Source organism: Candidatus Zixiibacteriota bacterium (assembly GCA_034003725.1).
In the GTDB taxonomy this organism is placed as follows: domain Bacteria; phylum Zixibacteria; class MSB-5A5; order GN15; family FEB-12; genus WJMS01.
Genome location: JAVEYB010000010.1, coordinates 50141 through 62145, shown reverse-complemented (window position 1 = coordinate 62145; position 12005 = coordinate 50141). Strand labels below are relative to the sequence as shown.

At 58.9% G+C, this 12005-nt stretch carries 7 protein-coding genes; 4 read left to right on the top strand and 3 right to left on the bottom strand.

Translation table 11 applies throughout. The annotated features are described in order from the left end of the window. Window positions 1-415 precede the first annotated feature (415 nt). The 4 genes from RBT76_11725 to groL all read left to right on the top strand — a co-directional run bounded on the left by RBT76_11725 (window position 416) and on the right by groL (window position 3724). Window positions 416-724 (top strand): hypothetical protein, encoded by a 309-nt coding sequence (locus RBT76_11725; protein ID MDX9858452.1) that lies wholly within the window; start codon window positions 416-418, stop codon window positions 722-724. Window positions 725-736: 12 nt separating this feature from the next. Further along, the gene (locus RBT76_11720; GenBank protein MDX9858451.1) at window positions 737-1501 is read left to right on the top strand and encodes a type III pantothenate kinase; all 765 of its coding nucleotides are present in this window, start codon (window positions 737-739) and stop codon (window positions 1499-1501) included. A 247-nt stretch (window positions 1502-1748) separates the two neighbouring features. Next, on the top strand, window positions 1749-2042 hold the full coding sequence (gene groES, locus RBT76_11715; protein MDX9858450.1) for a co-chaperone GroES: 294 nt from the start codon (window positions 1749-1751) through the stop codon (window positions 2040-2042). Between the two features lie 41 nt (window positions 2043-2083). Next, the gene (groL, locus tag RBT76_11710) at window positions 2084-3724 is read left to right on the top strand and encodes a chaperonin GroEL (protein ID MDX9858449.1); all 1641 of its coding nucleotides are present in this window, start codon (window positions 2084-2086) and stop codon (window positions 3722-3724) included. A 195-nt stretch (window positions 3725-3919) separates the two neighbouring features. Here the strand turns inward: groL and RBT76_11705 are convergent, their stop codons facing one another. From RBT76_11705 to RBT76_11695, 3 genes are all read right to left on the bottom strand, one after another. After that, complete coding sequence (locus RBT76_11705) at window positions 3920-5962, bottom strand: hypothetical protein (protein MDX9858448.1); 2043 nt, start codon at window positions 5960-5962, stop codon at window positions 3920-3922. Window positions 5963-5992: 30 nt separating this feature from the next. After that, complete coding sequence (locus RBT76_11700; GenBank protein ID MDX9858447.1) at window positions 5993-7990, bottom strand: tetratricopeptide repeat protein; 1998 nt, start codon at window positions 7988-7990, stop codon at window positions 5993-5995. A gap of 704 nt (window positions 7991-8694) precedes the next feature. Continuing rightward, window positions 8695-11982 (bottom strand): PDZ domain-containing protein, encoded by a 3288-nt coding sequence (locus RBT76_11695; protein MDX9858446.1) that lies wholly within the window; start codon window positions 11980-11982, stop codon window positions 8695-8697. Window positions 11983-12005: the final 23 nt, after the last annotated feature.

Sequence of the window (12005 nt, the reverse complement as noted above, 5' to 3'; positions counted from 1 at the left end):
ATGTATCGTGAAGAACGCAACGATGCAATATCCGACGGTAATTGAAATCAGCCGTCCCCGCAGGGCGGGTCCGTCCTCGAACCCGCAGTTCTCTATCCGTGCGTGGTGTACGTCCCCGTGCTGGATGGGTGAAAAATGTGCGTGGTGTGCTTCCCGTGCTGGATGGGTGAATAATGTGCGTGGTGTGCTTCCCGTGCTGGGTGGGTGAAAAATGTGCGTGGTGTACGTCCCCGTGCACCACGCACCCTCGCGTAATATCGCCCCTCCCGAAAGACGCCACTGACCGATCCTGCTGGATGTCGGCACTCGGGGCATGACCGGCTCCGCCTGTCTCACCCTCCCAAGAAACGGGTTGAATTCCTGCGCCCCGTCATAGTATACTGTACTGAACCGTCGGGACTAATCAGGAGGGATTATGCATTACCAGGGACCGCCGCCGATCTTCTATAAAAATCCGGGCCTTGCTGCCGTCCTGTCGTTTTTCTGGATGGGGCTCGGCCAGATTTACAACGGCCAGATCGCCAAAGGCATCGTGTTCATCATCGTCTACGCCATTTCGTGGATTCTCATGCTCGTCATCATCGGCTTCATCACCACGCCGATCATGTTTATCTACGGCATATACGACGCGTACTCGTCGGCGCAGAAAATCAACATCGAACTCGCCCGTCAGGCCGGAGGCCCCGGCGCCTATGGCGGCCAGCCCGGTCCGCCGGTCAACTGACCACCTGACCATATGCTGCTCGCCATCGATATCGGCAACACCAACACGGTTGTGGGCGTGTTTGACAAAGACCGCCTGCGCGACCACTTCCGCGTCGCGTCATCGGTCCATTTGACTTCCGACGAGGCCGGGCTGTTTATCACCGGTTTGCTCGACCGGATGAAAATCGACCCTGACGAAATCGATCGGATCGTCATCAGCTCGGTTGTTCCTCGCCTGTCGACTGTCTACGCGCGCATGTGCCCCCGGTTTTTCAAAGTCGATCCGCTCTGGGTGTCCGTCGATATCAAGCTGCCCGTGACAATCGATATCGACAACCCCCGCCAGGTCGGAGCCGACCGGATCGCCAACGCCTCCGCCGCGTACGTGCTGTTCGGCGGGCCGGCGATTGTCGTGGACTTCGGAACGGCGATCAATTTCGATGTCGTCACGGTCGACGGCGTCTATATCGGCGGCGTCCTCGTTCCGGGACCGGAAACCTCGATGGCCGAACTGGCCCGCCGGGCCGCCCGCCTGTTTGATATCCGCATGGTCGAACCCGAACGCGCCGTCGGCCGCTCCACTAAACAGGCGCTCGAATCGGGCCTCTTCTACGGTACCCTCGGTCAGGTTGACTTTATTCTGGAGAAGATTATCGAAGAGTCCGGCTTCACGAATCCAACCGTGATCGCCACCGGCGGCCTTGCCAACGGAATCGAGAAACACTCCCGCTACATCAGCCGCATCGAACCGACCCTCACCCTCGAGGGCCTGCGCATCATCGCCGACTCGAACTGAATCAATCGTAGTATCCATATAGCCCGCTATATTTCAATCAGTTAGGCGAGAGAACGGTGCCCTCTCCTCAACGCCCCCCAAAGCCCGCTTTGGTATCCCGTTTTTTCCGGAAACTTCTTGACAGCTCCGACGTTAAACACTACAATAACGGTTGTTAGCACTCGATTGTGATGAGTGCTAACAGGGGATTGTAAAACAAAAGATAACCCTATAACAATCAATAACTTGTCCATTGAGGAGGACGGAAATGAACATCAAACCGCTTGCTGATCGCGTCGTCGTCAAGCCCATCGAAGAAGTCGAGACGAAAAAAGGCGGCATCATCATCCCGGATACCGCCAAGGAAAAGCCGATGCAGGGTCAGATTGTCGAAGTCGGCCCCGGCCGCACCAGCGACGAAGGCACGCGCATGCCGCTCGAAGTCAAAAAGGGCGACAAGGTTCTCTACGGCAAGTATTCCGGCACCGAAGTCTCCATCAACGGTGAAGAGTACCTGATCATGCGTGAATCCGACATTTTCGCCGTGATCCAGAACAGCTAACCGCCCCCGTACCCAAACGACAAAAAACAGGAGTTATGTATATGGCGAAGATGATTGAATACGATGTCGATGCGCGCGCCAAGCTCAAAATCGGCGTGGATAAACTCGCCAACGCCGTCAAAGTCACGCTTGGCCCCCGCGGTCGCAATGTCGCGATCGACAAAAAGTTCGGCTCCCCGACCGTCACCAAGGACGGCGTCACCGTCGCGAAAGAAATCGAACTCGAAGATCACTTTGAAAACATCGGCGCCCAGATGGTCAAAGAAGTCGCCTCCAAGACCTCTGATGTCGCCGGCGACGGTACCACCACCGCCACCCTCATCGCCCAGGCGATCTTCCGCGAAGGCATCAAAAACGTGACCGCCGGTCACAACCCGATGTCCCTCAAGCGCGGCATCGACCTCGCCGTCAAGGCCGTCACCGATGAAATCGCCAAGATGTCCAAGCCCGTCTCCGACAAGAAGGAGATCTCCCAGGTCGGCACCATCTCGGCCAACTCCGACTCCCAGATCGGCGAACTTATCGCCGAGGCCATGGAGAAAGTCGGCAAGGACGGCGTCATCACTGTCGAGGAAGCCAAGACCGCCGAGACGACTCTCGAAGTCGTCGAAGGCATGCAGTTCGACCGTGGCTACGTCTCCCCGTACTTCGTTACCGATCCCGATGCGATGGAAGCGGTGCTCGAAGACCCGATGGTCCTCATCCACGACAAGAAGATCTCCAGCATGAAGGACCTCCTTCCGGTGCTCGAGAAGGTCGCCCAGTCCGGACGTCCCATGCTGATTATCGCCGAGGATGTCGAGGGCGAGGCGCTGGCCACCCTCGTGGTCAACAAGCTTCGCGGCACGCTGAAGATCGCCGCCGTCAAGGCCCCCGGCTTCGGCGACCGCCGCAAGGCCATGCTCGAAGACATCGCGATCCTCACCGGCGGCAAGGTCATCTCCGAAGAGCTCGGCTTCAAGCTTGAGAACGCCGTCCTCTCCGATCTCGGCACCGCCAAGAAGATCACCATCGACAAGGACAACACGACCATCGTCGAAGGCTCCGGCGACAAGACCCAGATCCAGGCCCGTATCGGCCAGATCCGCAAGCAGATCGAGGACACCACCTCGGACTACGACCGCGAGAAACTCCAGGAGCGTCTCGCCAAGCTCGCCGGCGGCGTGGCCGTCATCAACGTCGGCGCCGCGACCGAAACCGAGATGAAAGAGAAGAAGGCCCGCGTCGAAGACGCCCTCCATGCGACCCGTGCCGCGGTCGAGGAAGGTATCGTCCCCGGCGGCGGCGTCGCCCTGCTTCGCTCCATCAAGGCCCTCGACAAGGTGAAGGCGGATTCCGAAGAGATGGTCGGCGTGAACATTATCCGCAAGGCCCTCGAAGAGCCGATTCGCCAGATCGCCCAGAACGCGGGCGTCGAAGCGTCCGTCGTGGTCAACCGCGTCGCCTCCGAAACCGGCGCGTTCGGCTTCAACGCCCAGACCCAGACCTACGAAGACCTGCTGAAGGCCGGCGTCCTCGACCCGACCAAGGTCACCCGGTCGGCTCTGGAAAACGCTGCCTCCATCGCCGGGCTGCTGCTGACGACCGAAGCGGTCGTGTGCGACAAGCCCGAAGAGAAGAAGGCCGGCGGCATGCCGGGCGGCATGGGCGGTATGGGCGGCGGCATGGGCGACATGTACTAGTCGTTCCGCTCGCGCGAACCATAGACACGCATCATTGCACGACAGCAAAAAAGCCCGATCCGCACCCCGCGGATCGGGCTTTTGGTTGCCCGATATGTCTGGCACTATCACCCCGAACCGGAGTCTTTGTAGGGCGAGTCCGTCTTCGAACCCGCCAACGCACCTGAGTGCCCCACACCGTCATGCCGAGCCAGACTACTGCCAGTCACTCAGCCCCTTGTAATGGTCACGAATCCGCTCATAATCCGACCGCTCTCCTCCATATCGCAGAAACTCTCGGTAGTGCGCGCTTGCAGACTCGTAGTCTCCATTGTTTAACGCCACGGTCATCTTGATCAAGTGTGCCCCGGCCGAATTCGGATCATTCTGCAAAAGCGTGTCCGCGAGCGCCGACGCGGGGCCGTAATCCTGCCTCCTGATATGCACCAGAGCCAGCGTCTCGGTGATGAAGGTCTTTTCCGGTTCAAGAGAATGTGCTTCAGTTGCCCACGCGAGGCCTTCGTCAAATCGCCGCTCGTCGATATAGAGCTGGGCGAGCTCATTCATGAGCGGTGCGTGATACGGCATCAGCCGGAGCGCTTTCGTGTAAAAATATTCGGCACTGTCGGGCTGGTGCTTCTTCCGAAATACGTTAGCGGTCAGCTGCATGAAATGAGGACTGTACGGATTCTTTGATAGAAGGTCGGCGGCCAGTCGTTCTGCATCACCAATACGCCCCGACTCCAGATAGTCGTATGCCGTGAGCAGCGCGCGGCGGTCCGGGATACGACGTTCCATCTCGCGCAACACCTCCACCGACATGTCATGCCGTCCCGTCCGCTCGTAGTGAGTCGACAGGATTATCCAGCCATTCCAGTTATGGTCGGTCATCAGGGACCTGAATCGCGTCTCTGAACATTCTGTGCAAAATGCGATCCCGAGAAACGCGCCGGTAGTCAACACAAGTAAAACAAGATTGGCCAGTACCAGGCGAGCTCCCGGACGAATATGATGGACGCTCATTCGATTGAACCCGAGCAGAACTGGGCTAAGGAGGCTCAATGACATCACATCCCAATCGCGACCCATCGTGGTCGCCCCGGCAAACAGGAAGAAGAACGATAGCGCTCCGGTCGATGCCGCCGCCAGGAAGAACCCTTCGCGGTTCCATCGCCGTCTCGCGGAGGTGTGGACCCACAATGCCATCACCAAAAACGCTCCCGGAGCAATCAGCAGAATCTCGTTCACCACATCCAGAAAGTGCGCGGCTGAGAATACAGTGTAGCCCGGATACTCCGGCCGAGAGTGGAAAAAAGGCAGAATCATCACTTCAAACTCCACCCGATTCAGATAGAGCCACACAAACGTCGCAATGGCGGCAGCCGTCACCGCGAAGGCCAGCCCCGTGTATATCCGTCTCAGATGTGCAGACTCTGCTTTCGCGACCAATAAATAGACCAATGCAGGTGTGAAATAGACCGCCTCAACATGCATCGCCACGGCTATGGAGAATGCCAATAACGGCGCCCAGAGACGCCCCTTGTTTCGCACGTATCGGATACCCGTAGCCAGGAACATCGCAGTCGCCGCCCACACCGGCGCATAAAACTCGACATAGCCGAAAAACAGCAATGCACTGCCGCCGAAAAGAACCGTCGTCAACGCAAACAAGCGAAGCGTTGCTTCGCGAGTCAGGTCGCCAAGCAAGATCAGAACACCCAACACGAACACCCCGCCCGATGTGATCGAGAGAGATTGGAATGCGAGAAGGGCCGTTTCCCGCGTGAATCCACCGAACGAGGCCTGGAGTTGACGTATGAGCCAGATCGAGCCGGGCTCAGCCCACTTGTGAACGTACCCCTCGCCGCTCCCGAAAATGGCAAGACAGGTATAGCCGTCCCCCAAAAGATGGGTAGGAACACGACATGATGCAAAAACGATTAGAGCAACGACCGCCATCATCAATCGGCGCCAGGCGCCACCCGACCAAATCCAGGTGTCCGCAAGGCCCGCGACCACTGTACATCGTTTTGCAGAAAAGCCACCAAAAAGCAGGAAGGCAAGCGCACCCCCACCAAGTGCATACAGTGCGATCCACGATGGGGGGAGATACCCCAGGTGATTGAAACCCCACATGCGGCCGATATGGGCGAATGATAATACACCGTATACCGTGTAAGTCACGATGACTGCCGTACGCATTATCGCGGACGTTGCGAGGTCGTGTGCAGCGGTGACTGACTGCCGTGATAGTGGCATTGGATCTCCCCTCGGATTCTCCGAATAGACCTAGTTCCGGTCAATCAGAAACGAATAGTACTCCACCATCGCCTCATAATCCGACCGCCCTTTTCCATATTCCTCGAACAGCCGGAAGTTGGCACGCGCGGTCGATATGTCCCCCCGATTGACTGCGACCGTCGTCCTGATCAAATACGCGCCGGGTGAGTGCGGGGACATCATCAGCAGCGTGTCGGCCAGCGCCAGTGCGCTGTCGTAATCTTCCATCCTGATGTACGCCAGCGCCACACCTTCAGCGACATAGGACAACTGCGGGTTGAAATCACGAAGTTCTTTCAATACCGCCAGCCCCTCTTCCAGCTTGCCATAGGTGATATAGAGCTGGCCGAACTCGTTTCGAATACCCACATTGTACGGTTTGAGCGCCACCGCATCCCCATACAGGCGCTCTGCCGACGCGAGATCTCCAAGCTTCCCCTCAATGTTGCCAAGTATCTGCAGGAAATCAGCATTATACGGATTTGCTTCCGCCAGCCGCCGGGCCATCGGCAGCGCCTCCTGATACCGATGGGTATTGACCAGCCGATACGCTTCTTCGAGATCGTCATACTCGGGAAAGCGCTCCTTCATCTGCGCAATCGCTTCCGAAGCCTGCCGTGACCGACCCGACTCGCGGTAGTAGTCCGCAAGTATCGACCATCCGCTCCTGTCCTTGCGTTCATAAAAACCGAGGAGTGATTCGAATCGCTCGGATGCCGGACGGGCGTCCACGTTGGCCGCCACATACGACACCGAGCTGACCAGCGTCAGTGTCGTATATACGGCAAGCTGCCGCGAGTTGACTGCGGCGCTTGATACCGCAACTCGTCTCAGCAACCACAACACGCCCGGCAGCAACGCAAAGGAAAGCAGGTCCCAGTCCCTCCCGGCGCCGAACACCGGATCGACCAGAATCGGAAACGCCAGCGCTCCAACCGACGAAATCGCCAGAAACGTACTCACGCTGTCCTGTGTCTCCGCCTTTCCGGCGGACCATCGGAGCGCCAGAAGCATGAGTAGTCCGGGCCAAATAAGCAGCACGAGATTAGCGAGATCGATCGCATGCTTCAGGCTGAACAAGGCATAATCCGGAGACTGCGGACGACCCGTAAACGGCGGCAGAAACATCACCTCAAAAGCCAGTTTGTGCGTGTAGAGCCAGACGAATGCCGCCAGCCCCAGCACCGCCAAACCGCCCGCGATCATCCAATGTGTCCGGGTAAACCGCTTTGCGCCGGTTGACTTGTCTGTCTCGGCGAACGTCAGCCACAGAAGCGCCGGAATCAGCATCGCCGCCTGCAGGTGCATCGCTACGGTTGCTGCCAGTGCCATCCAGCACCAGAGCAGACCCATTCCCGACCGCGCAAACCGCACAGCGACCCAGAAGAACAGCGCACCGCACGCCCACAGTGGCGGATAAAACTCGGCATACCCAAAAGACAAGAGCATAGATCCGCTAAGAAGGAGTGTGACGGCAGAGAGCGCCTTGCCTGACACTCTGCCGCCGATGAGCGTTGATACCCTCAGCGAGCCAAAAACGGCGATACCCCCTGAAATCACCGATACGATCTGAAACGCCTGTTCAGCGGTCTGTCTGTCGAGCGATCCCAACATCCGCTGGACCGATCGCACAACCAGCATCGAGCCATACGAGGTCCACTTATACAAATCCCCCTCGCCCTGGCCGAACACGGCGATATTGGTGTAGCCATCACCGAGGAAATGGACTTCAGACCGGCAGAGCCAGAATACTACCATGGCCCCCAGCGCAATCAATGCGTGCGCTCCGGCCGACTCACATACCCTCTCGGACCATATGCTTTGCCTCTCGACCCGCCCCACCGCCAGTCCGACCAGCAGCGCGCTGAGCAGTACCAGCCCAACCGCGAAAGGACTGAGAAACATGAGGTGATTGATTCCCCACGCGCCGGGTATCCCCACCACCAGCGGCGCCACCAGCAGTATGACCGTGGCTGCGGCTGCAATTACGAAGGATTGTTTCCCCACAAGTTCAAGGATATGCCTTTCACCCGACCCTGTCAATCACCGGCCCCCGACACTTTTGATAGCTTTCCGTTGGTAAAAATTCCCCGCCCCCTCTAGTAGGCTGGCCCCGTTATCGACCCGAAGCCCGTTGCCCGAGCCGCCCGCCGGAAGGGGAAATCAAAAATGAGGGTCCCATAAAAAATGACAAAACAAACCCATTTCCCCGTAACGCACTGTGTGTCTGGCTTGTACGACGACTTTTTTCGGTTTCGAGGGTACATCACACCCGGCGTTTCCCGTACCATTCCGCACTATTCTGTATATCACGGACTTGTCGGGGAGGTCCGTCTTCGGACCTGCCGGCAGACGAGTCGCCCACCCGTCTCGGGTGGGAAAGACATGTCTGAACCCGGCACCCCACCCTTTGCCTGCCCTCCGGGGCCGATAGGTCCGCCTGTGGCGGGTCGGGGCGGGCTCACGACCAGGGGAGGTCCGTCTTCGGACCTGCCGGCAGACGAGTCGCCCACCCGTCTCGAGTGGGAAAGACATGTCTGAACCCGGTGCCCCACCTTTTGCCAGCCCACCGGGGCCGATAGGTCCGCCTGTGGCGGGTCGGGGCGGGCTCGCGAGCCGTGGCCGGGGGAATCCGCCACTGCCGACTGCCGCTGCCAAAAAAAAGGCGGGCCGGAAAACCGACCCGCCTGAAATACCAAATCCCTGCCGGCTTATCGCGGCGCCGCCGGACCGGGGTGATCCGGCAGACGAAGCGGCTGGTCCTTGAGCCGCTGCATGATATTCGCGATCGCCGCATCGAGCTGATCGTCATGCCCAGCGGCCCGACGAGTCGGCGTGTTGACCACCTCGATATCGGGCACGACCCCCTCGTTCTCGACCACCCACTCGCCGTCGAGATTGAACATGCCGAACTCGGGGATCGTCGTGTACCCGCCGTCGATCAGACCCTTGCCTCCGCGGATGCCGACCACGCCGCCCCAGGTGCGCGTGCCCATCAGCGGGCCGAGCTTGTACTCGCGGAACATGTACGGGAAGATGTCGCCGTCGGAACACGAAAATTCATTCTGCAGCGTCACCATATGGGCCAGTATGCCCGCACCCGGTGACCGGTCGAAGCCCATGTTGCGCGAGTTGCCCATCGCGACTACCGTGCGGCGCAACCGCTCGAGCACGAGATCGGAAACGAACCCGCCGCCGTTGTAGCGAACGTCGATAATGATGCCGGGCTTGCGCATCTGGTGATAAAACATCTTGGTGAACCGGACCAGACCGTCACCGCCCATGTCCGGGATGTGGATGTAGCCGATCGCGCCGTCCGACTTCGCGTCGACATACGCTTTGTTGGCCTGGACCCAGTCATGGTACCGAAGCCGCGTTTCGGAGCCGATCGCCTTGATCGTCACCTCGCGCGCCCCGTCCATCGTGGGACGGGCGTTCACCGTCAGCGTGACCAGCTTGCCGGCTTTTTCCTCGGTCAGCGAGTACGGGTTGACCGCCGCCGTCACCTCTTGACCGTCGATCGCCAACAGGTAGTCGCCCTCGCGGACGTCAATGCCCGGCTCGGTAAGCGGCGAGCGAAGCTCGTCGTCCCAGTTCTCGCCCGTCAGGAGGCGCGATATCTTTATGCGGTTGCTGCCCCGGTCGACTTCGAAATCGCAGCCGAACAGGCCGACATCGCTGGACCCCGTCCTCGGCATGTCGCCGCCGCCCGTGTACGTGTGCGAGCAGCACAGCTCGCCGATCATCTCGGCGAGCACGTAGGTCAAATCGAACCGGTTGGCGCAATGGTCGACCAGCGGCGAATACAGCTCCCGCATGCCGGCCCAGTCGACTCCGTGCATGTCCGGGTCGTAGAAGAAGTCTCGCATCATCCGCCATGTCTGGTCGAACATGTTGCGGTATTCCTGGCGACGGTCCACTTTGACCTGCATCTGCGACGTGTTGACCGACGCGTCCTCGAACGACGCTTTCGGGCCCGACGTTCCGATGATGAAATAGCCGTTGCCTTTGCGGACGATCATCTTCTCGCCGTTCGCCGACAACGCGTACCCGCCGACACCCTCGGCGAACACGTTGTCCTTCTTGTCCTTCATGTCGTACTTGTGCAGCGTCGTCTCGTCCTGAGTGACCTTGCCCTGAAGTCCGAACAGGGGGAAACTGGAGTAGAAGACCGCACCCGACACCGCCGCCAGCCCGCCGTAGTTGCCGGTCGGCAGATCGAACGCCACCTCGCGGTCGTAGATCCCGTCGAAATCGATCTTCACCGGCGGCTTCGCGTCATCCTTCTTCGACTCCGTGTCACCCTTCTTGTCGCCCTTGTCGGCCTTCTCGTCGCCGTCGCCTTTCGCCGTATCGATACTGACCTCATCGCTCTCCGGCGCAAACGGCGATTTCCCGTCGGCCTGCAGCAAAATGAGATACAGGTTGGTCATCGCCTGGTTGACGAACTGGAACTCGTAGTTGGATAGGATCGGATTGAACTCTCGGCGCGACATGAAATACAGGTACTTGCCGTCGGGATCAAACACCGGCGAAAAGTCATCCGTCAATCCCGGCGTAACCTGATGGACTTTCCGATCCTCGTACGAGTAGACGAAAATTGCGGTGATCTGGTTCTCGAGGTTCTTGCTGTAGGCGATGAAACGGCTGTCGGGGGAGAAGGAAAACCCGCGAATCTCGTTTCGCTCGCCGCGGTCGATCTCAGTCACCGCCTTCGATTCAACGTCAAGCGAATACACCGCCAGGTTTTTATCGGAGAAGACAATCTTCTTGCTGTCCGGCGACCACGTCGGAGAGTACCGCCAGCAGGAACCGTTTGTGGTGAGGCGAATCTTATCGCTGCCGTCGTGCGCGTACAGATACAATTCGTCCTCGCCGGTCTCATCGGAGATGGCAACTACCCACTTGCCGTCGGGTGACCACTGAATCTCTCGCTCGTTGGCATTTGAGGAGTTGGTTAGATTCCGGGTATTGCCGTGTTTGGCCGGGACCGTAAACAGATCGCCGCGGGCTCGGAATAACGCACGGTTCCCGTCGGGCGAAACATCAAATTCATTGATATCATCGGAGACCGTGACGAATTCCGGGCGCATCCAGGTTTGATCCGAGGTCAACTGAATCTCGATGCGGTGGATTTGCTCGGTGGGCAGATCCATAACGAACAGATAGCCGCCCTTCTCGAAGACGATGGCGTCGGGACCAAGTGACGGCCAGCGAACGTCATAGTCAGTGTAGCTGGTGACGGCCCGGGTTTCTTTGGTGTCGAGATCATAGCAATACAGATTGAGACGCCCGGTGCGGTCGGAGTTGAAGTAGATTCGATTCTGATACCACATCGGCATGTTGTCGGTGCCAATCCAATCGGTAATCTTTTCCGATTCATTGGTTTTCAGATCATATATCCAGACATCCTGGGCCATGCCGCCTTTATAGCGTTTCCACTGGCGGAAGTCGCGGAAAGTCGGACAGTAGGCCGCTTTTGATTCATCGGGAGACAATGACGTGAAGCCCGCAGTCGGCATCGGCAGCGGTTGTGGAAGCCCGCCGCTCAGGACTGCGCCGTAGATGCGGCCTTCCCAGCCGTCCATTGCGTGCTTGCGCGACCGGTACCACACCGTGGAGCCGTCGTTCGACCATCCCATCACGATGTTCTCGGGTCCGTGCCGTTCGGCAAGGTTGCGATGGCCGGGGTGCCAGGTCAGCCGAACCGGGTTTCCGCCGGCGATGTCAATCCAATACACCGCAGACTCTCCGTCATACTGACCGGTGAAAGCGATCCGGGAACCATCGGGAGAGAATTTCGGAAACAACTCGAGGCCTTCGTGTGATGTCAAGCGTACGGCCTGACCGCCGGCCCGCGGGGCCGTATATAAGTCCCCGGCGTACACGAACGTTACACGGTCCTGATGGACGTCGGGGAAGCGCAGCAAGCGGGCTTCGTCCGCCGCCGCAAACGAACACATGACGAGCACGGCAATCGGAATCAGGAATCTGGACATGCTACCTCCAAGCGATGAATATA

What these genes read in the sequence shown, in the direction of transcription:
- RBT76_11725 (MDX9858452.1), top strand. Translation starts at nt 416, where the DNA reads ATGCATTACCAGGGACCGCCGCCGATCTTCTATAAAAATCCGGGCCTT.
- RBT76_11695 (MDX9858446.1), bottom strand. Translation starts at nt 11,982, where the DNA reads ATGTCCAGATTCCTGATTCCGATTGCCGTGCTCGTCATGTGTTCGTTT.
- groES (MDX9858450.1), top strand. Translation starts at nt 1,749, where the DNA reads ATGAACATCAAACCGCTTGCTGATCGCGTCGTCGTCAAGCCCATCGAA.
- RBT76_11720 (MDX9858451.1), top strand. Translation starts at nt 737, where the DNA reads ATGCTGCTCGCCATCGATATCGGCAACACCAACACGGTTGTGGGCGTG.
- groL (MDX9858449.1), top strand. Translation starts at nt 2,084, where the DNA reads ATGGCGAAGATGATTGAATACGATGTCGATGCGCGCGCCAAGCTCAAA.
- RBT76_11705 (MDX9858448.1), bottom strand. Translation starts at nt 5,962, where the DNA reads ATGCCACTATCACGGCAGTCAGTCACCGCTGCACACGACCTCGCAACG.